Below are 21,249 nucleotides of genomic sequence, written 5' to 3' on the forward strand. Positions count from 1 at the left end.
CGGTGCGCGCCTGCCGCGGATCGCCCGTGGCGGGCACCGACGTCCTCCCCCGGGCCGCGTGCCTCGCCGTCGGCGGCTGTCGAGGTGCTCGGCCGCAGGGGCGGGCCTGCGGCCGTCCCCCGGGCAGCGGCGCCCCGCCTCGTGCCGACCGCCTGGCAGTTCCCGCCGTGGAACCCACGACGGCTCAGCAGTAGAACAGCAGCATTCATCCGCACGCCCCCAAGACGACGGGCGCGCCCCCCAAGACGCGCCATTCCCCGACCTGGCCGAGATCGCCGCTGATCGCATACGGAGTGCGGCCGGAGTGCACCGCGTGAGACGGTGTCCGGTGGCAGGGCGCAATGGCGATTCAAACGGTCGGCGGTCGAGTCGGCTTCAGGTTATCAACCGGCACTCATTCGACAAGGGTGCATTCGGCCTAACAATTCGAGGCAGCGACAGTTGCCCGAAAACAGGATCGGCGCACAAAGAAGTCGATGAGTCACAGACAGCGCGCACGCACAACAAGTTGGCGAGCGACCGAAAAATCGGGCATAAGACCGGGTTCGCAACCGAAGGGACGGCTGCGCGGCGCAGGCACCACCGGGACTACCACCGGGGACTACCACCCACGAACTGCGAAGACGAGGCCTCGGGACGATCAACGACGACTCCGCCTGCCGCGACGTATACCGCACCTCACCGGCTGTCCCACCAGCCGGGAATCGCAGTTTCACGATGGACGAAAGAATCCCGAGACGCGTATTAAAGTCACGTTCGGCGGACCGGTGGCTCCGTCGCGACATCACCTGCCGCGATAACCGATCGGCTGGCGATAACCTGGTCGACAGGGCCGGAACCGACGAGTACGGTTTGCGCTCGAGGCGAGTCTTACCGGCCGGAACCCGATCCCAGTCGGTGATTCTGTCGAGCCACGCGACGTCCACCGCACGGGGCGGCGTCGTCCGGAGTGCGCGCGGTCACGATTGCGCCCGCCCGACAATCCGCCCCAGGGAGAGCGTCGAAGGAATGCCCGGCAGGCACCTCGTGCCGCCCCGGCCCGAGGCCGGTTCGCGGGAAATCGGTTGCCCACACCACCGAGGCGACCCATAGGGTCACTTCCCGTGATGGTGCAGGGTGATGTCGACAACGGCTGGGCAGTCCTGACTGACGACGGCCGAGGGGGCGGACTGCGGGCGCTGCGCAGACCGGACGGGCGCCGACACCTGTTCTTCCTCGGCGCGGCGACCGACGAGTACGGCCCGCTGGTCGAGACCGCGCTCCGCGCGCTGGACACCGATCTGTACGTGGAGGTGGACGAGGCCGACGCCGCCGCGCTCACCGCACTGACCGAGCGCGGTTTCGTGGTGCACCGCAGCGAGCACCGGTACGCGGTGCCGACCGATCCGGCGGTGACCGGGCTGGGCGTCGGGCTCGGCGATGTCGAGCTCCGGTCGGTCATGGCGGCCGACCCCGACCGGTGGCGAGTGCTCGACGACGAGCTGCGCGGGGAGGTTCCCGGCGCGGGCGGCTGGCGGAACGACCCGGTGAGCTTCGCCTCGGACACCTTCGCCGATCCCGAGTTCGACCCGGCGCTGTACCTGATCGCGGTGGATCGCGTCACCGACGCCTATCTCGGCCTGACCCGGGTATGGAACCGGCAGCCGAGACCTCGACTGGGCCTGATCGGCACCGCCGCCGACCACCGCCGGCGCGGGGTGGCACGTCACCTGCTCGCCGAGGCGTTCGGGGTGCTGCACCGCCGAGGACATCACGAGGTGACCTGCGAGGTCGACGAGCGCAACACCGCCTCGAACGCGCTGTTACTCGGCGTCGGTGCACGCCGGGAGGGCGGCGGCGTCGAACTCCTGCGGCGGGGCGCCGCCGGGTGAGAGTCTCCGCCACACACCCGCTCCCCTGCCACTGAGTCACCGACTCGATCAGGAGCCGGAACTGCGGAACGTCCCGGCTGGTCGGCATCGAGGGTCCGTGCTCACCACCCTGAGCATCGCGCGACGGCGCGCCGCCCCGGTCCCCCTAGACCGGTCTGTCCGCGAAGGCCATGACGATCGCGTCCGTGAGTTCGGCGCCGTAGCGGCCGTCCTGGTCGAGGTCCGGGTCGTAGATCGTCACGTGGAGGCCCACGCAGCGCTCGTCGGCGAGCATCGGGCGCAGCAGGTCGAGCAGTTCGCCGTACTGCAGGCCGCCGGGGTCGGGAGCGTCCACCGCGGGAAGCACCTCGATGTCGAGCACGTCGACGTCGAGGTGCACCCAGAATCCGTCCAGACCGTCGAACCGCTCCAGGGTTCGCGCGGCCACCGCAGCGGGCCCCGCTGCCTGGATCTGCGGTGCCGTCCAGCAGGCGATCCCGGCCTCGGCCAGGTTCGGCACGTCCTCGTCGTCGTCCCGGTTGCCGAGCACGACGACGTCGCCGTCCCGGACGTAGGGTCCGAGCCCGTCGATGTCGGTGACGTCGGCCCGGCCCCGGCCGGTGGCCAGGGCGAGCGTCTCGCCCGCCGCCGCGCCGGACCGGCCCGCCTGCGCCAGTCGGAGGAAGTCCGCGCTGCCGTCGAAGTACGCGAGCCCGTACCGGCCGCGACGGCGCAGGGCGAGCATCGGCGCCAACAGGATGCTGCAGTCGCCGCCGAGCACGAACGGGAACTCTCCTCGATCCAGCTGCCGTGCGATGCGCTCGGCCAGGCGTGCGGTGTACTCGGCGATCGCGGCGCCGTTGAAGAGTCCGTCGCCCGGCGACCAGTCCGAGACGTCATACCTCGGCGGGACCACGTAGCCCGCGTCGCCCGCGCCGATCCGCCCGAGCAGCCCGTGATCGCGGAGCACGCCCGCGAGCTTGTAACAGCCGGGCAGGACACCGGGAGCAGGCATGCGCAGACCGAGGTTGGACGGCGCGTCCAGCACGACGATCGGGTTCATGGCCCGGACTCTACGATCCCGATCTGACTCCGCCGATCAGTCCGCGCTGCCGCACGCGGGTCACGCGGCGCGGTCGAGTTCGGCCGCCAAGCCTGCGCGGGCCTGGGCTCGCGACGGCCCGTCCACACCGCGCACCAGGCCGACCGCGTCCGGCAGCGAGACCGGCAGGCCCCCCGCGTCCGAGTCTCCGGTGCCCGCCGGGCCCGGCAGTCCCGCCCCACGGTGTCCTCGGTAGACGACGATCAACAGGATGACCCCGACGAACACCAGGCCGTGCGAGAGCACCCGCTCCGGGGTGGCCAGACCCGCCATGAGGTCGCCGATCGAGACCAGCGCCAGCACCACGGCGAACCCGCCGAGCATCGGCAGCTGACCGGCCGCCGCCCGCGTCCGCACCGCAGCCCAGAGCAGGCCGATCCCGAGCGCGAGATTCCACGCGGCACTCTCGTTGATCAGGTGTCCCGCCATGAGACCCGACTCGTGTGCGACGTGCCCGTGGTCGCCGCCGCCGATCAGCTGGACGGCCCCGAGCACGATCTGGGCGATCGCGACGAGGCCGAGGAGGATGCGACGCACCGGCAGCCGAGGGGCCGCAGGCGGCGCGATCGTCATGATCCGGGCGGTGAGATCGGGGACGGCGGGCGCGGCTCGGACGTGCATCGAGCGACGCATCTCCGTCACGGCGCGCTCCCAGGCCTGGCAGGAGGAACAACTGTGGACGTGCCCGGCGACCTCCGACTCCGGCAGGACGTCGGCCTCGCCGTCGAGGTGTGCCGACAGAGCCTCCCGGTACTTCGCACAGTTCATGGCGCTGATTGTCGTCGGCTCAGGTGAACCCGCTCGCGCGCACCTCGGCTACTGTGAGGCCCGTGACTCGCAAGGGTGATCGACTGAGCGAAGAACAGATCACCGCGCTCGCACTCTCCGCCGGTCGAGGCGACCGAGCAGCCCTGGAGGCATGGGTCCGCGCGACACAGGCCGACGTCTGGCGGTTCCTCGCCCACCTCGACGGTCCCGGCAGCGCCGACGACCTGACCCAGGAGACCTACCTGCGGGCGTTCACCTCGCTGCCGAGCTTCGCCGCGCGATCCTCCTCCCGCACCTGGCTGATCTCGATCGCCCGCCGCGTGGTGGTGGACCGGATCAGGTCACGCGCCGCCCGCCCACGGGTCTCCCACGAGGTCGACTGGCAGCAGGCCGCCGAAAGCGATGCCGCACGTCGGCGCAGGCGCTCGGCAGGCTTCGAGGACATCGTGGAACTCAACGTGCTCCTGGACTCGCTCGACGAGTCCCGGCGTTCCGCGATCGTGCTCACCCAGATACTGGGGCTGTCCTATGCGGAGGCCGCGAAGGTCTGCGACTGCGAGGTCGGCACCATCCGCTCGCGGGTGGCACGGGCCAGGGACGACCTGCTCCAGGCCCGTGGGCAGGCCCACGAGACCGGCTGACGACACCCGTCGCACACGTCGGACGAGAGAATCGGTGCCCCCTGCCGTCTTCTGGTCCCCGGCATCCCGCCCGGCACGCCGGGACTGGACGAGACCGCCGCCCTCCCCCGCCTGTCCTCACCGGGTCGGCTCGGCACGCCGCGACCGGCCGGGCACGCCTGCGACGAATCAGCCGGGCGGACCGGCTCGGCGGGCGGACGGGTCTGCCGCCTGCTCCGCAGTGTCTCGGGCACCCGCGAGCGGCTGGGCGGCATAGTGAATGCGCACCACCCCGTCGGAATGGCGCTGCGCCTCGGCGTTGACGCCGAAGACCGAGCGGAGCATGGCGGGGGTGAGCACGTCGAGGACGGGGCCGACCGCCACGATCCGACCCCGGTCGAGGACCACCAGCTCGTCACAGGTCCGCGCCGCCATCTCCAGCTCGTGCAGCACCGCCAGGGTGGTGACCCCCGTCGTGCGCACCAGGGCCAGCAGTTCGAAGCGGGCGCGGATGTCCAGGTGGTTGGTCGGCTCGTCGAGGATCAGCAGCCGAGGCTCCTGGGCGAGCGCCCTGGCGACCAGCACGCGTTGACGCTCGCCGCCGGACAGCGTCCCGAACGCCCGATCGGCGAAGTCGGCCGTCGCCGTCCTGGTCATGGCGTCCAGGACGACCTCCCGATCCCGGGAGCCAGGACGTTCGAGGAGGCCGTGATGCGGAGTCCGCCCGAGCGCGACGACCTCGGCGACGGTCAGCCCGGCCGAGGAGGAGTCGCTCTGCAGCACCGCGGCCGTACGGCGGGCCGCCTGGCGCGGAGCCAGCCGCCAGACGTCGTCGTCGCCGACGCGGACGACGCCCGCGTCGGGCCGCAGCGAGCGGTAGACCGAGCGCAGCAGGGTCGTCTTGCCGCTGCCGTTCGGGCCCACCAGCCCGACGAAGGAGCCCGAAACCACGTCGAAACCGGCCTGGTGGACGATCCGATCGTCGCCGATGGAGAGGTCCACCCCGGTCAGCTGCAGTCTCATGCGGCATCCCATCCTCGGCCACGCCGAATCAGCCAGACGAAGAACGGCGCGCCGAAGACGGCGGTGACGATGCCCAGCGGCAGTTCGTTGGGCGGATCGACGACGCGGGAGAGCAGGTCGACCAGCACCAGATAGGACGCGCCGATCAAGGCCGACAGCGGCAGGAGGCGTCGGTGATCGACGCCGAAGGCCAGCCGCACCAGGTGCGGGATCATCAGGCCGACGAAGCCGATGCCGCCTGCGACCGAGATCAGCGAGGCGGTGATCAGCGATGCGGTGATCAGCAGGCCGATGCGCAGTCGCCACACGTCCACGCCCAGCGCGGTGGCCGACTCCTCGCCGGTGACCAGCGCGTTGAGTCGCCTGCCGTAGAGGACGAGCAGCCCGGTGCTCGCCAGGACGATGGCGGCGGTGAGGGGCAGCTGCTCCCACTGCGCGCCCGCGACGCTGCCCAGCATCCAGAACATCACCCGGCGCAGCTCGTTCGGATTCGCCTGCAACTGGACGAAACTGGTGACGGCGGCCAGCAGGTAGCCGACCGCGACGCCCGAGAGCACCAGTCGGGTCGGCACCAGCCTGCCGCCGCGCTGGCCGAGCGCGAAGACCAGGACCACCGCGAGCAGCGCGCCGAGGAAGGCGGCGCCGGTGACGCCGAGGCCCGCGAGTCCGGCGAACACGCCGGTCCCGATCGTCATCACCAGGACCGCGCCCACTGAGGCACCCGAGGAGATGCCCAGGAGGTAGGGATCGGCCAACGGGTTGGCGACGACGGCCTGCAGGACGACGCCCGCCACCGACAGGCCCGCCCCGCACAGCGCGGCCAACAAGACCCTCGGCACCCGGTAGCCCCACAGGATCTGGTCGTCGACGACGTCGGCGGGCGGTCGACCCGTGAGGCGGTCGACGATCACGCGCCAGGTGTCCGCAAGTCCGATGTGGACGGAACCGATGCCGATCGCCACGAGCATCGTGACGGCGAGGACGATCAGCAGGCCCGCGGCCAGTGGAACCAGCGGAACCCGACCGAACGGCGCCGTGCCTCGGCGCTCGGCCATCTCAGAACCTTTCGGGATGCGCCATGCGCGCGATCGCCTCGACGGCCTCGGCGTTGCTCGGACCCAGGTAGATCGAGTCCGACAGCACCACGAAGTCCTCGTCGCGCGCGGCCGCCCACTGGGGGAACTCGTCGAACAGCCTGCGTGCCTCCGACTCCGGGTCGGGGTGCCGGTAGCTCACGATGACCACGCCGTCGACGGCGGCCTGAGCGGCGTGTTCCCGGCTCACGTCGGCGAACATGCCCTCGGAGGCGTCGCCGAAGGCGTTCACCGCGCCCGCCCGAGCCAGGACGTCGTTCCAGATTCCGGTGGCTCCGACGTCGCCGAGTCCGCCCGAGCCCATGCTCATGCCGACGAACAAGACGAGGACGTTCTTCTCCGCCGCCCCCGCCACCTGGGCCTCGATCTCCGCGATCGCCGCGCGCGACTGCGCGATGACCTCCTCGGCCCGCTCCGGGACGTCGAAGATCGTGCCGAGGTCGGTGATCAGCTCGTAGCCGTCCTCAATGACCGGTTCGCCGTCGACCGTGCCCGTCGGGCCGCAGCTTCGGGCCGGGACATAGCTGTTCGCGCCGAGCCGCCGCAGTTCGTCCCTGGTCGCATGCCCCAGGTCGGCGGAGAAGCCACCGTCGTAGGTGGCGAGCACGAAGTCCGGCCGCAGGGCGAGCATCGCCTCGCGCGGGATGTCGCCCGACTCGTTCAGTGCGAGGCCGCCGGTCGACAGCGCCTCGATCTCCTGCTGCCGACCGTCGACCTCCGAGGCCCCGTAGTCCTGCGCGTTGGCCACGATCCGATCGCCCAGCCCCAGCGCCAGCATCGAGGAGACCTCGGCGACCGAGCCGCCGTTCATCACGACGGTGCGTTCGGGCGGTGCGGGGAAGGTGTACTCCTCGCCGCAGTTCTCGATCACCACGGGGTAGCCCGCCGGGCTCTGCTGCGCCGCAGCACCCACAGGCGGGGTCTCCGAAACCGTGTTCGCACAGCCCGCCGAGGCCGCCAGCACCGCCGCCGCCGCCACGGCGATCAGCCTTCGCCGAGTCACCACGGTCGTCTCCTCCTCTGCCGTCGCCGCACCTCGCGACAGCGGTCGCGAGACGTCCTTGAATCGGTCGGGCCGGTGCGGATCGAAGTTCCCGCCGACTGTGGACGACTGAAGCGGAGGCCGCGTCGACGACGCCGGGCGTGAGAAGGGTCTCCGCCGCCTGGTCGGCCGAGCCGTTCTCCCCGGCACGGGCAGGCGGCTGACCTGGCCCTCGGCCGCGGGGGGCGACGGCTGCCTGCCTGCCCGGTGCAATCCCTCGGCAGGGCAGGGAACCATCCGGGCGGACGGGCCGACCTCTGGAGCGTGCAGAGACGTGACAGACCAGATCTGGGAACCCGCCGCCTGATCCGTGGCGGCCTGACGCTTTCGGTGGTGATCGCCGTGGCCGTCGTCGCGGTGACCGTGGCTCTCGCCGGTGACGTGCACGCGCCGCTCGGTGACGAGGACCCCGGCCTGATCACCTCGCTGGGCGCGACGCTGCTACGGCTGTCGGCCCGGCTCGCGGGCGCGGTCTGCCTCGGTTCGTTGGTGTTCGCCGCCTTCTGCACGCCGTCCGCGCCGACGGGCACCGTGACCGCCGACGGCTATGCCGCGCTGCGGACGGCGGGTCGTGCGGCGGTCTGCTGGGCGGGGGCGGCGGTGTTGCTCGTCCCGTTCAGCGCGGCTGACGTCGCCGGTCGACCGGTGGCCAGGATGGCGGAGCCTGCCGTCCTGTGGGGCCTCGTCGACGCGCTCGAGGAGCCGAAGGCGTGGGTGTTCGTGCTGTTCTGCGCGGTCTTCGTGGCCGTGGGTGCGCGCTGGACGCTGTCCTGGCGCCCGAGCGTGCTGCTGCTCGTGGTCGCCGCGTTCGGCGTGCTCGCACCGGTCGTCGTCGGGCATGCCGCCGTGGGTGTCTGGCACGACGTGGCGACCAACGCGATGCTGTGGCACGCGGTGGCGGCGGCACTCTGGCTGGGCACGCTGGTCGCGTTGCTGCTGCATGTGCGTCGCGGCGGAGCCCGTCAGGACCTGGCGATCCGGCGTTACCACCGCCTCTCCCTCGGCTGCCTCGTCATCCTCGGCGGCTCGGGAGTGATCAGCGGCCTGATCGGGGCCCGGCCTGCCGGCCTGCTCAGCACCGGCTACGGACTGCTGATCATCGTCAAGGCCCTCGTCCTGGTCGGACTCGCCGCGATCGTGGTCGTCCTGCGACGGCGGTGGCTTCGGCCCTCCTTGGCCGACGACCGACGACCGGTGGCCCGGCTGCTCCTGATCGAGGTGGTCGTGCTGGGACTGGCCGCCGGGGTGTCCGCCGCGCTGAGCCGACTCGTGTTGCCCGCGTTCTTCTCCGATCCCGCGTCGATCATGGAGACGCTGATCGGCTACGAGCTGACCGCCGCACCCGACCTCGCGAGCATGGTGCTGGGCTGGCGGCTCAACCTGGTGGTCGGCGTCGGGGCGCTGGCCGCGCTGGTGCTCTACCTGTTCGGGGCGCGCAGGCTGCGACGCCGAGGCGACCGCTGGCCGGTCGGGCGCACCGTGGCCTGGATCGGCGGCTGTCTGGTCGTCCTGGTCGCGACGTCGTCCGGGCTCGGTCGGTTCGCCCCCGGCGCCTTCAGCATCCACATGGCCACGCACATGACGCTGAACATGCTGGCTCCGGTGCTGCTGGTGCTGGGCGGACCGATCACGCTCGCGCTGCGCGCCCTGCCCGCCGCAGGCGAGGGACGCCCGCCGGGGCCGAGGGAATGGCTGGTGTCGCTGTCCCATTCCAGGGCAGCCCGGCTGCTGCTGCATCCCGTGACGGCCTCCGTGGTGTTCATCGGCTCGCTCTTCGGGCTGTACTTCACCGGCCTCTTCGGCGAGGCGATGCCGGAGCACTGGGCGCACCAGCTGATGACCGTCCACTTCCTGGTGTCCGGCTACGTCTTCTACTGGCTGGTCATCGGCGTGGACCGGCCGCCTCGGCCACTGCCGCATCTGGCCAGGCTGGGCATGCTGTTCGCCGCGATGCCGTTCCACGCGTTCTTCGGGGTGCTGCTGATGAGCAGGCCGACGCTGATCGGCGAGATGTACTACCGCTCTCTCGACGTGGGCTGGGTGCCCGACCTGCTCGCCGATCAGCATCTCGGTGGGGCGATCGCCTGGGTCGCGGGCGAGGTGCCGATGGTGCTCGTGCTCATCGCCCTGCTCGTCCAGTGGTCCCGACAAGACGAGCAGGACTCGCGTCGACACGATCGTCGGGAGGGTGCGGCGCGCGGCGACGGGAACAACCTGGACTCCTACAACGCGATGCTCGCGGCGCTGGCCGACCGACGAGACTGACCGGCTCCCGGGCACGGCCGGACCATGGCGGCGGCACTGGCATCGCGCCGGCCGTGCGACGGGGGCGGCGGCATCGCGGGCGGCATCGCGGGCGGCAGAGACTGCGACTACGAGACGGCCTCCAACGGCAGGTCGTTGCCGCGCCAGGTCGCCGCCAGGTCCTGAACCGGCACGTCGAGCGCCTCGCCCAGGCAGACGATCGTGCCGAATCCGGGGGACGGCAGTCGGCCGGTCTCGATCTTGCGCAGGGTCTCCGGCGAAATGCCCGCCGCCTGTGCGACTTCCGCCAGGTCCCGTCCCGCTCGCGCGCGGCGCAGCAGGGCGCCGAGACGTCTGCCTGCTTCGAGCTGCTCGGACGTGAGCGGTTGACGGACCATGCCCCCAGGATATGGTTGGTATTATTATACCGGTAGGTGCTAGGGTGCCGGTATAATAATACCAATACCCTGTGACGTGAGGTAATCGTGATCGAACTGAAGACGCCTGCGGAGATCGGACGCATGCAGGTGGCCGGGCGTTTCGTCGCCGAGGTGCTCTCCGAGGTCGCCAGGCTCGCCGACGTGGGCGTCAACCTCCTGGACCTAGAGCACCACGTGCGCGGCATGATCACCCGGCGCGGGGCGGAGTCGTGCTACTGGGACTACACCCCGTCCTTCGGCAAGGGCCCGTTCCGCAACGTCATCTGCCTGTCCGTCAACGACGCCGTCCTGCACGGCCTGCCCCACGACTACACCCTGCGCGACGGGGACGTGCTCAGTGCGGATCTCGCGGTCACCATCGACGGCTGGGCGGCGGACTCGGCGCGCACGATCATCGTCGGAACCGCAGCCGAGGAGGACCTGCGACTCATCCGCGCCACCGAGGAGGCGTTGGCGGCGGCGATCGAGGCGGCGCGGCCGGGCAACCGCCTGGGCGACATCTCGGCGGCGATCGGGGCGGTGGCAGCCGCCCACGGCTATCCGGTCAACACCGAGTTCGGTGGTCACGGCATCGGCCGCACCATGCACGAGGATCTCCACGTCGCCAACAAGGGCCGGGCGGGCCGAGGCATGAAGCTCCGGCCGGGGCTGACCCTCGCCCTCGAACCCTGGTTCGCCAGGACGACCGACCGGATCGTCTACGACCCCGACGGCTGGACCATCCGGTCGGCGGACGGCTCGCGCACGGCTCACTCCGAGCACACGGTGGCCGTCACCGAGGGCGCCCCGCTGGTGCTCACCCGGCGGGAAGCGGAGAACTCTGCGCCGCAGGGGAACTCGGCCGGTCGACTGTCCACGACGGACGCCTAGGCCGCCCCGATCGCCCGAGCCCTGCCCCAGTGAACGGCGCTGGTGACCCTCGGGGCGGCCCAGGTGGCCGTGGTCGGGCCCGGTCATCTCGGCCCGGCACCTCCACGATCCCGGCGCCGCGACGCGGGCCGCCGGACTCGTCTCCGTCGGGAAGTGGGCTGCGGCGTGGTCGAATCGGGTGTCCGCCGCAGTCCCGATTCCAGCGAGCCGCCCGGTGCGGGCCGATCCAGGGAAGTCGGGTGATCACGGCGGCGGACGTCTCGGCCGCCGCCAGAATCAGTGCGGCGGTGCGGCCGACGGCGGGCTCCTTCGTCACCGGCGATTCCACGCGGTGTCGTCGGAAACAGCCGTCGCGGCGCGAGCCCGCAGCTCGGGGCCGTCAGCGAGTCGGCCGTCAGCGAGTCGGTCAGTACTGCGGCGGTCATCACCGGGGCGGTCGCCGTCACGGCCCATGCCCTCGGGCGCAGCCTCACACCGGCGCGAAGGCCGCCGTCCGCCGCCTGCCTCACCTCCTCGTCGATCCACGCCGTCACCGGCGGCTGTCACCGTCACCGTGCAGGTAGTCGGACGGCGAGGCCGCCCGGTTCCCGAGGAGTCCGACCGGCAGGGGCTGCTTCCGGCGCGCGGCAGGCGGCGTACTGTGCGAGCGCATTCTCGGTCCGGTCCTGTCGCCGTCACCACCGACAGCAGCCACCGGAATGACGGAGAGCCATGTCCGCCCACACCAGACCCCCCGACACCGCCGAGCAGCGCGTCGAGCTGATCCTCGGCGGGATGACCTGCGCAGCCTGCGCCGCCCGCGTGGAACGAGCCCTGAACAAGGTCGACGGTGCCCGCGCCTCGGTAAACTTCGCGACCGAGCGTGCGGTGGTGCACCACACGTCGGCGGTGACGCCCGAGGGACTCCTCGCCGTGGTCGAACGCGCGGGCTACCAGGCGACGGTGCGGCAGGCGCCGGGCGATGCCGAACAGCGGCAGTCCCGGGCCCGGCAGATCAGGGAGCTTCGGCGGCGGCTGGCGGTGGCGGCGTTGCTCGCGGTGCCGCTCGGGAACATCGCCATCACACTCGCGCTGGTGCCCGAGCTGCGGTTTCCCTACTGGGAGCTGCTGTGCCTGCTGCTCGCCACCCCGGTCGTCTTCTGGTCTGCGGCGCCGTTCCACCGCGCTGCCCTGCAAGCGCTGCGGCACGGTTCGTCGACGATGGACACGCTGGTGTCCCTCGGCGTGCTCGCCTCCTACGGCTGGTCGGTCTTCTCGCTGCTGCTGGGCGGCTCCGCCGAACCGGGCTACTGGCTCGGCTTCGGCACCACGGCCGCCGGTGCGGACGCGGTGTACCTGGAGGTCGCGGCCGGGGTGACGACGTTCCTGCTGGCCGGTCGCTACTTCGAGATGCGGTCCCGCCACCGTGCGGTCGACCTGCTGACTGCGCTGGACGGGCTCGCCGCCAAGGACGTCCGCGTGCTGCGCGCGGGAGTGGAGACCGTCGTCCCGATCGGCGCGCTCGCCGTCGGCGACCTGTTCATCGTGCGCCCCGGCGAGAAGATCGCCGCCGACGGCCGGGTGGAACGCGGCCTGTCCACTGTGGACACCAGTGCGATCACCGGCGAGTCGGTGCCCGCCGAGGTCGGCCCCGAGACGAGGGTGGTCGGCGGGACCATCAATCTCAGCGGGCGGCTCGTGGTGCAGGCCACCGCGGTCGGTGCCCGGTCGCAGCTCGCGCAGATGAGTGCGCTCGCCGAGCGCGCGCAGGCGGGCAAGGCCCGCATCCAACGGCTGGCCGACCGGATCTGCGCGATCTTCGTCCCCGTGGTGCTGGTGATCACGGCGATCACCTTCGCCAGCTGGCTGCTCACCGGCCATGCCACGACGGAGGCGTTCCGGGCCGCCGTGTCGGTGCTGATCATCGCCTGCCCCTGCGCGCTGGGGCTCGCGACACCGACCGCGTTGATGGTGGGCGTCGGACGAGGCGCACAGCTCGGCATCCTCATCAAGGGTCCGGAGGCCCTGGAGACCAGCAGGCGCATCGACACGGTCGTGCTGGACAAGACCGGGACGGTGACCACCGGACGGATGACGCTCACCGAGATCGTTCCCGTCGGGAGCCTCCCGGCAGACCAGGTCCTCCGGCTCGCGGCGGCGGTGGAGAGCGCCTCGGAACACCCGATCGCGGCGGCCGTGACGGCGCGGGCCCACGCCGAACTCGGCGACCTGCCCGAGGTGGACCGTTTCACGGCCTCGCCCGGTCTCGGCGCGCGCGGCGAGGTCGAGGGCCGGGCAGTCCTCATCGGCCGGGCGTCGCTGCTCGCCGACGAGGACATCTCGATCGATGCCGCTATTGCGGAGCGACTCGCCGACGCACAACGGACCGGAGCGACGGCCGTCGTCGTGGCGGTCGACGAGATCGTCGTGGGGCTGCTGGTGGTTCGTGACGAGGTCAGGCCGGGTGCGCGCGAGGCCGTCGCGCACCTGCACCGACTCGGCCTGCGCACCCTGTTGTTGAGCGGAGACACCGAGATCACGGCGAGAGCCGTCGCCGACGAGGTGGGCATCACCGAGGTGTCGGCAGGCGTGCTGCCCGCCGAGAAGGCGGCCGCCGTCGCGGAGCTGCAGGGCGCGGGCCGTCGGGTGGCCATGGTGGGCGACGGCGTCAACGACGCCCCGGCGCTGGCCACGGCGGACCTGGGTCTGGCCATGGCGCGCGGCACCGACATCGCCCTGCGTTCGGCCGACGTCATCCTGGTGCGGGACGACCTCCGCGTGGTCGCGGACGCGATCCTGCTCTCCCATCAGACGCTGCGCACCATTCACGGCAATCTCGGCTGGGCGTTCGTCTACAACCTGGCGGGAATTCCGCTGGCGGCATTCGGCCTGCTCAACCCGTTGATCGCCGGCGCGGCCATGTCGCTGTCCTCGCTGCTGGTGGTGAGCAACAGCCTGCGGCTGCGGCGCTTCTCGAGCGTCGACGTCGGGCCGGGAAGCGCCGAACCCCGGCCGTAGCCGAGCGCCGTGGCGGCCCCGGACTCGCCGACGGCGCCGCCGCGCAGTCGGCGTCCGGCGGCTCCAGCGGCGTCCCTTCGGCTCCAGCGGCGTCCGGCAGGCCGTCCCCCGGCGAGACACGGGCAGGACGGCGGGTAGGTCCGGCAGGCACCGGACCTGGTCGGCATCGTGGACACACGGCCGGGATCACGATCCGGACCGCGTCGACGCTCCCGCTCGTCGACATCGTGTGCGACGATCGCGATGATCGAGTTCTCGGCCTCGACGACCGAGCCTCCCCCATGCCTCCCGCACCGCCGCGCCCCGTCCACGAGCCGCTGCTCGCCGGCCGGGGGTCGGCACCTCGACCCGGCCCGCCCCGGCTCAGGGTCGGATCATCGACGACACGAACTCTGGACCCGGAGGAACGATCCCATGTTCGACCTCGAAGCAGTCGTGGCCGCCGTTACCCAGGCCTACGGAGAGGACCTGGGCGAAGCGGTGTCGAACTGCGACGCCGCAGACGGCCTGGTCGACGTCGTCTCCGCCGTCGCGAAGGACCACGACCTCGAACTCGACGAGATCATCGCCGCTGCCGAACTCGACGACGACGAGGCGGCCTGGGCGGCGTCCGCCAACCGCCCGGCAGCGGTGCTGATCAGCCGGATCCGCGACGGGCTCTCCTGACACCGCCGGTCGCGGGCGAATTAGGCCCCGTTCGCGGCGCCTTATCACCAGGGCATCGGGGACCTGCTCCGCAGCATCGACGCCCAGGGCCGTGCCGAGATCACGACGATGCGGCCGGCCTGCACCGATCTGATCGAGCTGCCCGAGCGAGCCGACGACTACCTCCCGCTGCCCGATCCCGACCTCCAGGCCGCCTGGTCTGCCGCGCCTGCCGACGTCAGCAGCGCGGCCGGAGGCTGTCTGACGGCCTCGATCGATCGGACGGGCAGGCCGTCTCGGCGGCGCTGCCTGCGCTGAGCACCGTCCCGGACGCGGTGGCCTGCGTCGGCGTCCGGACGATGGAGGCGGCCTCGGACGCACGACGACGTCGAGGAATCACCCCGGAGCCCGTCCCGGCGAGCGTCCGGGGTCTCTGCTCCGAGGGATGACGCGACGTTCTCGGCGCCCGCTCGTCGGCGGCGGCGAGCAGGCCCGCAGGGCACGAGGTCTGCGGACCGGGGCAGGACGAGGCATGATCCGAGACCGCCGGGCTGAGCGCGCTCCGCCTCGAACGACCCCGGATCGCGCACCAACCGAGCAGGCCGGGCATCCCGCTCGGCTCGGCCGCTCAAAGTCGTCGTCACTCCCCGACGTAGGAGATGGCAGGCCTCGGGGGCGTGCTCATCCCGTGACCGAGGAAGTAGTCGACGTGATGTGACTGCAGATAACCGTGCAGGGTCATGGCATTGCGGTAGGCCGGGTTGTGGGCCAGGGTGTAGAGCCGCGTGTCGGTGGGCTGGTCGGTCGTGAAGACGATCAGCTCGTCGCGGTCGGCGTTGGTGTAGACGACCTCTTCGCGCCAGTCGCCCAGGATGTCACCGACGAGTGCGGGGTTCACCCCGTGCGCGTTGACCGCCCCGTAGTCGGAGTTCCGCAGCAGCCGGCGCAGGCTGTTGCTCGGCCTCGGGTTCTCGGGGTCCCACTTCTCGAACTTGCCGTCGTTGAGCAGTTCCATGGTGAGATCGCCGTCCCACCACAACCCCAGCTGCGGCCACGGCGCCAGCCCGGTGTCGGGTTCGGTGAGCTCGTCGGTGGAGGCGTTGTAGAGGCCGGAGAAGGACCAGACCTCCATGCCGGGGAAGCGGGGGTCGATGTCGCCGACCATGCCCCGCCCGACGTCGGCGACGCCGTCACCGAAGTGCTGCCAGATCATCTCGCCGTCGGCGGCGTCGTAGTAGTACTCGCGCAGGCCGCTGGGGTTGTCCTGCTGCACGCCGTAGCCCTCCAGACCGGGCCGTTGCGGATCGATGTCGGCGATGTGAAAGCGGTCGCCGTGGACGATGCCCGCGTCGGCCAGCGAGTAGCGCAGGGTGCCGTCGCCATTGAGGACGAATCCGATCTCGACGATCTCGTCCTTCCCGTCACCGTCGACGTCGATGATGCGGGTGTTGTGCCCGTCCGGCGCGTCCTGATCTCCGCGCAGCCATCTCCACTCCTGCGTCAGGTCCTCGCCGTCGAACTGCCAGGCACCGATGACGAGGTTGAAGCCACCGTTGCCCACCCGGTTCTTCAGGTACGCCACCAGACTCGGGGTGACGCCGTCGAGGTGGCCGACGCCGAAGCGCGCGTACATCGGGCCGTCTGCGAGGTAGTCGGCAGGCACCGGGGCGGCGGTCCGAAGCGCGCCGGTCTCGCCGTCGAGCACGGCGATCGACTGGCGGACGTCGTCCTGCTCGCGGTGGGTGGTCCCGTCACCGAAGACGACCCCGTCGGCGACGCCTCGTCGCCGGGCGGCTCGGCCGCAGGCACGGGAGCGGCGGCGCCCATCGTGGTGAGGCCGAAGATCAGAGCGACGGCTGCGGTCAGGGCTGTCGAGACGGTGGTCAGTCGCCGTCCCGGACGCCATCGGTGTCTGCGGTGCATGAAGATCTCCTCGTCATCGTCGACTTGTCGTTCTTCTCGGCAGGCGCGGTGCACAAGGGGGTGGCAGGCAGACATCGCCGGTCCACACCGGACGGCGGATCATCCCTTCCGGTCTCGAGAAAGCGCTTTCCCAGCCATGGCGTGCCCAGGCCCGCGGGAAGCACGCCCGCCACATCGCCACCGCGCGGGACCGTTGCTCAGCGTCATGCTCGCCCTGCGACTCGTCAATCCCCCACCTGCGACGCTCGACCGCCGTCCCGACCGGGGGAATAGGCGCATCGCGGCGCTGTAGCTCGATGGGCGCCCACGTCAGACACCCGGACGGGCCCCGGCGGGCACCGGCCTCGACATGCCATGAGGAGACCGACGACCCGGCATCCACCGTGCATCGGGACGGGCCGCATCGCCGGTCGGAGGAATTCCGGCGCCGGCGCGCAGCGAACCCGAGGAGGGCTCATTCCGCGTCGAACGTAAGACTCGACCATGAATAAAGATCGACTTCACTTTCCAGGAAAGGAAGCTCCGGAAATCAGTCCGAATCATTGCGACCAGAAGAACCGACCGGCGACCAATTCACCCTGTCATGGCGCCTCTAACGAGTGCGATAAGGATCGATATCGCTGCGACTCTCGAATTCCGGTGCATCCTTGACCGGCGAGTTCCCAGCAGCGGGTTCCCCTGGAGCCGAAGGGAAAGATCAATGTGCTCGACCTCGACCACCGCGAGCGACGACAGGCCCGAGGATGCCGCAGGACACACTGTTTCTGACTTCACCGTTCAACCCAATAGTGATAACTGCCGACGGGTGTGCGAACGGACGGAACATCTTCTGGTCAGCGTCAGTCCGGGGCAGCTACCTCAGCGTGGCGCTGCTGACTCGACTGCTGGGATGGGCACACCGGAGGTTCGCGGAGGTCGACGTCGTCATTCCCGACACGACTTTGGTGCACACCCAACTCGAATTGGGACATTCGGAGAAGGAAACCCAGGAGCGGAGCCGGGAAGAGTGCAACCGGGTGGTGCGGGCCTGGGATCAGATCGGGCTGGAACGTGCCCCCGAGCGCTGGCACCTGCTCTCGGAGTTCGCCGAATGCCCGCGCTATCGGGCCCTGCTGAGCCAGGCGGAGGCAGCGGTCGCACAACCGTCGCCACTGCGACGGGCCTGCCTGCACACCAGCCGCGTCGTGCTGGAGTCCCGGCGGCCGAGCGTCCCGTTCACCGACGAGCAGATCGAACAGGGTGCCCGGTACGTCGTGGCTGAGCTGCCATTCGTCGTCGACACCGCCGGCATCCTCGGTGTGCCGTCGTCGGTGAGCTTCTATCACCGAGCCGCCGAATTCATCCGCGAGGTGGTCGCCGCACGCGGCCCGCTGCGCCCCGTCCCCTCCCCGGGATGTGCGCTGATCCGCCCGGCGACGACTGCGGCGGAGAGCTCCGCCTCCGCCGCGACCACCCTGCCCGGCTGAGCTGAGCAGGAGAAAGGAACGGCGATGTTGCCGATCGACGACATTCCGATCTGGCCCTTCGAGGGGGTGGGACCACCGACTGCCCGCCTGGACGACCCGGCTGCGGGACACCGCCGAGCCGGGATACCGGGTACGCACCCGCAACGGCGACACGGTCTGGCTGGTCACTCAGGCCGAGGTCGCCCGCGCCTGTCTGGCCGACCCTCGGATGAGCCTCCGGGCCGCGAGCGCAGATGACTCCCCGAGGCAGGAGGCCGTGCGGTTCCGACCACCGGGCACCCGAGGTGACGCCACACCCGTGCTGGAGCGGCCGGAGCTGCGCAGGCTGTTCCGACAGGCGTTGAGTTCGCAGGCCGCCGACGCCCAGCGACAGCATGCCGCCGAGGCCGCACAACGGTTCCTGAGCCGCCTGCGCCGCCAGGGTCCGCCCATGGACCTGCACACCGCCATCGCACTTCCGCTGCCGTTCGAGATGAGCGGCCGCGCGCTGCTGGGCGATCTCTCACCACGGCTGCGGCGCAGGCTCCACGCCGACGCCCTCATCGGCCTCAACGGCGCCGCCTACTCGCGTGACGACATCGAGACGGCCTGGCTCGACTACCACCGGTCGTTCACCGACTGGTACGCCAACCCTGTGCACCTGACCGGCGATCACCTCATGGCCCGGTTCCAGCGCGCTGCCGAGGGCATGCTCTCCCCGCACGAGCTGGCCGAGATCGCGGGGATGCTGTGGGCCGCCGGTCACGAGAGCACAGTCGGCTTCCTCACCAATGCCTCCCTGGCTCTGCTGTCCCATCCGGACGTCTGGAACGAACTCCGCGACCGGCCGGAGCTGATCCCCCAGTCCGTCGACGAACTGCTGCGCTACACGCCGCTGGCCACCGGCGGCGCCCCGCGTCGCGCCGTCGAGGACGCGGACATCGCCGGGCTGTGCCTGGCCCGAGGGGACTGCGCCGTGTTCTCGTATCTATTCTTCGTCGGCCAAGGCGAGGCCGACGATGCTCGTCTCCCGTGCGGCGGAAAGGACCCCGCGCGGGACGCAGGCGACGCCGTCGGCGAATGCTCGTCCGGGATCGCGCGCCCCGACGACAGCCGACAGCCGATCACAGACCCGGCATCAGGACGATCCGCCGCCCCGAGTCTTACCCGTCGGCACCCGCTTCCACACCCCGCACCGCAGCCGTCGGGCCTCCCGACGCGAGCCCGGCACCACGAGTCAGCAGCACCCAGCGGCCCGGCGAACACCTGACCCCCTGTCTCTCCGGTGCGGTGACCCCTATTCCCACGAAGGATGCTGGAGCGCCTCGATGGCGCCACGTAGCATCCATTCGGACGAGCGGCCGCGACTTGCCCGAACAGGTGGTTGGCGATGGAGGAAGTCATTACCGCCGAGGGCGGCGGCGAGCGAGGGCGAGCGACCAGACACACCATTCCGCGGCCGCTGATTCCGGCGACCGGCCGAGTAGACACACACCGGCCGAGCTCGACACCGGTCTCGACAGGGGACCGCGAGATCATGATCACTCGGATGCCGCGTTGCCGCCCGACAGTACGCAGAGTGCTCGACGCAGGCACGATACTCGGCCGACATCGCGGCCATGCCGAGTCCCGCGATCTGGCACCGGCAGTCGTCGGCACCCATCACGAGGTGCGACTGACGACGGCGGAAGACGACCGGCTCGGCCGCCGGATCATTCGGCTCGCCGCAGGCGAACCCTGATTCCTCGTATCGCTGCGACGGCGCCGCCGAGAGCATGGGACATCGCCCTTCTCCTGGCAGTCGACGGACCTGGTCCACTCGATACACATCGGCTGACTGCGATCTCCCGCGATGACGGGAGATCCGCTCGCCGACACCGAAACGGAGCAGCTCGACATTCGACCGCCAGAAGGAGATCGCGGTATGACAACAGGCCATTCCGAGGTAACGCTGCTGCCCACGCTGCGCGAGCGCCCGTTGGATCCTCCCGACGAGCTGGCCCGGCTGCGTGAGCGACAGCCCATCGCCAGGATGACCTACCCGGACGGACATCTGGGCTGGCTGGTGACCAGCCACGCCGCCGCGCGAGCGATACTCGCCGACCGTCGCTTCAGCTCTCGACAGGACCTGATGCGCGCCTCGCTCCCGCACATCGTCGCGCAGGAGCCGCAGACGCCCGCCGATCCGGGGAACTTCATCCGGCTGGACCCGCCCGACCACACCAGGTACCGGCAGCTGCTCGCGGGACAGTTCACCATGCGTCGCATGCGCAGCCTCCAGCCGAGGGTGGAGCACATCGTCGAGGGTCTGCTCGACGAGATGGAGCGTCAGGAGGCCCCGACCGACCTGGTGCGGAGCTTCTCCCTGCCCATCGCCTCGATGGTGATCTGCGAGCTGCTCGGCGCCCCGTACTCCGAACTCGACGAGTTTCAGCATCACACGGCGGTGCTGCTGACCCTGACCTCGACGATCGATCAGATCCAGGAGGCGGCCGTCAGCGTGAACGAGTTCGTGCGCAGGCTCGTGCTCAGCAAGCGCCGGGAGCCGACCGACGACATCCTCGGCAGGCTGATGGCCGAGAACGACCTGTCCGACGAGGAGCTGACCAACATCGCCTTCCTCCTGCTGGCCGCCGGGCACGAGACGACCGCGAACATGCTGTCGCTGGGCACCTACACCCTGCTGTGCCATCCGGAGCAGCTCGAACGGCTGCGCACCGACCCGGCGTTGATCGACGACGCCGTGGAGGAGCTGCTGCGCTACCTCACCATCTTCCACATCGGACCCTCGCGGACCGCATTGGCCGACGTCGAGCTGGACGGCCACCTGATCAAGGCAGGCGACACGGTCACTCTCTCGCTCAGCGCCGCCGACCGCGACCCGGAGAAGTTCGCCGATCCGGATCGGTTCGACGTCACGCAGGCGGCAGGCGGTCACCTCGCCTTCGGCCACGGTGTGCATCAGTGTCTCGGTCAGCAGCTCGCCCGCATGCAGATGCGCGTCGGATACACCGCGCTCATCAGGCGATTCCCGACGCTGCGGCTCGCCGTCGAACCTGCGGAGGTGCCGATGCGGGACGACATGACCATCTATGGGCTGCGCAGGCTCCCGGTCACCTGGTAGCAGGCGAGGGAGAACTCGCGGTCGAGCCCTGACGAGCCGGCCGAGGGCAGGGCTGCCGAAAC

18 protein-coding genes are annotated in these 21,249 nt (G+C 70.8%); 11 read left to right on the forward strand and 7 right to left on the reverse strand.

What is annotated here, in order from left to right; genetic code table 11:
* Nucleotides 1-1,106 precede the first annotated feature (1,106 nt).
* Complete coding sequence (locus tag UA75_RS17695; protein WP_075741185.1) at nucleotides 1,107-1,871, forward strand: GNAT family N-acetyltransferase; 765 nt, start codon at nucleotides 1,107-1,109, stop codon at nucleotides 1,869-1,871.
* A 145-nt stretch (nucleotides 1,872-2,016) separates the two neighbouring features.
* Here UA75_RS17695 and UA75_RS17700 read toward each other — a convergent pair whose 3' ends face one another.
* Both UA75_RS17700 and UA75_RS17705 read right to left on the reverse strand, forming a co-directional pair.
* Nucleotides 2,017-2,913: an arginase family protein gene (locus UA75_RS17700; RefSeq protein ID WP_075741186.1), complete on the reverse strand. Its 897-nt coding sequence runs from the start codon at nucleotides 2,911-2,913 to the stop codon at nucleotides 2,017-2,019.
* A gap of 60 nt (nucleotides 2,914-2,973) precedes the next feature.
* The gene (locus UA75_RS17705; RefSeq protein ID WP_157434266.1) at nucleotides 2,974-3,720 is read right to left on the reverse strand and encodes a zf-HC2 domain-containing protein; all 747 of its coding nucleotides are present in this window, start codon (nucleotides 3,718-3,720) and stop codon (nucleotides 2,974-2,976) included.
* Between the two features lie 62 nt (nucleotides 3,721-3,782).
* On the opposite strand from UA75_RS17705, the gene UA75_RS17710 reads away from it, so the two are divergent.
* Nucleotides 3,783-4,361, forward strand: coding sequence for a sigma-70 family RNA polymerase sigma factor (locus tag UA75_RS17710; RefSeq protein WP_075743921.1), 579 nt, complete (start codon nucleotides 3,783-3,785; stop codon nucleotides 4,359-4,361).
* A gap of 168 nt (nucleotides 4,362-4,529) precedes the next feature.
* Here the strand turns inward: UA75_RS17710 and UA75_RS17715 are convergent, their stop codons facing one another.
* The 3 genes from UA75_RS17715 to UA75_RS17725 are packed head-to-tail and all read right to left on the reverse strand — an operon-like array spanning nucleotide 4,530 to nucleotide 7,463.
* Nucleotides 4,530-5,363: an ABC transporter ATP-binding protein gene (locus UA75_RS17715; protein WP_075741188.1), complete on the reverse strand. Its 834-nt coding sequence runs from the start codon at nucleotides 5,361-5,363 to the stop codon at nucleotides 4,530-4,532.
* On the reverse strand, nucleotides 5,360-6,418 hold the full coding sequence (locus UA75_RS17720; RefSeq protein WP_198042753.1) for a FecCD family ABC transporter permease: 1,059 nt from the start codon (nucleotides 6,416-6,418) through the stop codon (nucleotides 5,360-5,362). Before UA75_RS17720 ends, UA75_RS17715 begins: the two co-directional genes overlap by 4 nt.
* Before the next feature lies 1 nt (nucleotide 6,419).
* Nucleotides 6,420-7,463, reverse strand: a complete 1,044-nt coding sequence (locus UA75_RS17725) for an ABC transporter substrate-binding protein (protein ID WP_198042754.1) — start codon at nucleotides 7,461-7,463, stop codon at nucleotides 6,420-6,422.
* 369 nt (nucleotides 7,464-7,832) lie between these two features.
* Here UA75_RS17725 and UA75_RS17730 point away from each other — a divergent pair, with 369 nt between their 5' ends.
* Nucleotides 7,833-9,764: a bifunctional copper resistance protein CopD/cytochrome c oxidase assembly protein gene (locus tag UA75_RS17730; RefSeq protein ID WP_232237298.1), complete on the forward strand. Its 1,932-nt coding sequence runs from the start codon at nucleotides 7,833-7,835 to the stop codon at nucleotides 9,762-9,764.
* A gap of 107 nt (nucleotides 9,765-9,871) precedes the next feature.
* Here the strand turns inward: UA75_RS17730 and UA75_RS17735 are convergent, their stop codons facing one another.
* Entirely contained in the window at nucleotides 9,872-10,141 is a 270-nt protein-coding gene (locus tag UA75_RS17735; RefSeq protein WP_075741189.1) for a helix-turn-helix domain-containing protein, read from the reverse strand.
* Between the two features lie 87 nt (nucleotides 10,142-10,228).
* Between UA75_RS17735 and map the strand changes: the two genes are divergently transcribed.
* The 4 genes from map (at nucleotide 10,229) to UA75_RS17755 (ending at nucleotide 15,013) form a co-directional block, all read left to right on the forward strand.
* Nucleotides 10,229-11,053, forward strand: coding sequence for a type I methionyl aminopeptidase (gene map, locus UA75_RS17740; protein WP_075741190.1), 825 nt, complete (start codon nucleotides 10,229-10,231; stop codon nucleotides 11,051-11,053).
* Nucleotides 11,054-11,764: 711 nt separating this feature from the next.
* Nucleotides 11,765-14,050, forward strand: coding sequence for a heavy metal translocating P-type ATPase (locus tag UA75_RS17745; protein WP_075741191.1), 2,286 nt, complete (start codon nucleotides 11,765-11,767; stop codon nucleotides 14,048-14,050).
* A gap of 414 nt (nucleotides 14,051-14,464) precedes the next feature.
* The gene (locus UA75_RS17750; RefSeq protein WP_075741192.1) at nucleotides 14,465-14,716 is read left to right on the forward strand and encodes a hypothetical protein; all 252 of its coding nucleotides are present in this window, start codon (nucleotides 14,465-14,467) and stop codon (nucleotides 14,714-14,716) included.
* Nucleotides 14,717-14,824: 108 nt separating this feature from the next.
* Entirely contained in the window at nucleotides 14,825-15,013 is a 189-nt protein-coding gene (locus UA75_RS17755) for a hypothetical protein (RefSeq protein WP_075741193.1), read from the forward strand.
* 322 nt (nucleotides 15,014-15,335) lie between these two features.
* On the opposite strand, the gene UA75_RS17760 is transcribed toward UA75_RS17755, so the two are convergent.
* Nucleotides 15,336-16,400 (reverse strand): hypothetical protein, encoded by a 1,065-nt coding sequence (locus UA75_RS17760; RefSeq protein ID WP_198044169.1) that lies wholly within the window; start codon nucleotides 16,398-16,400, stop codon nucleotides 15,336-15,338.
* 961 nt (nucleotides 16,401-17,361) lie between these two features.
* Between UA75_RS17760 and UA75_RS17765 the strand changes: the two genes are divergently transcribed.
* The 4 genes from UA75_RS17765 (at nucleotide 17,362) to UA75_RS17775 (ending at nucleotide 21,187) form a co-directional block, all read left to right on the forward strand.
* Nucleotides 17,362-18,084 (forward strand): tRNA-dependent cyclodipeptide synthase, encoded by a 723-nt coding sequence (locus UA75_RS17765; RefSeq protein ID WP_083683283.1) that lies wholly within the window; start codon nucleotides 17,362-17,364, stop codon nucleotides 18,082-18,084.
* Nucleotides 18,085-18,340: 256 nt separating this feature from the next.
* Nucleotides 18,341-19,333, forward strand: a complete 993-nt coding sequence (locus UA75_RS17770) for a cytochrome P450 (protein WP_157434267.1) — start codon at nucleotides 18,341-18,343, stop codon at nucleotides 19,331-19,333.
* 309 nt (nucleotides 19,334-19,642) lie between these two features.
* A complete protein-coding gene (locus UA75_RS33050) occupies nucleotides 19,643-19,804 on the forward strand; it encodes a hypothetical protein (protein ID WP_157434268.1) in 162 nt (53 codons plus the stop codon).
* 183 nt (nucleotides 19,805-19,987) lie between these two features.
* Nucleotides 19,988-21,187, forward strand: coding sequence for a cytochrome P450 (locus UA75_RS17775; protein WP_075743925.1), 1,200 nt, complete (start codon nucleotides 19,988-19,990; stop codon nucleotides 21,185-21,187).
* The last annotated feature ends 62 nt before the right edge of the window (nucleotides 21,188-21,249 follow it).

Origin of the sequence: Actinoalloteichus sp. GBA129-24, from assembly GCF_001941645.1 — a bacterium.
Classification (GTDB): domain Bacteria; phylum Actinomycetota; class Actinomycetes; order Mycobacteriales; family Pseudonocardiaceae; genus Actinoalloteichus_A; species Actinoalloteichus_A fjordicus.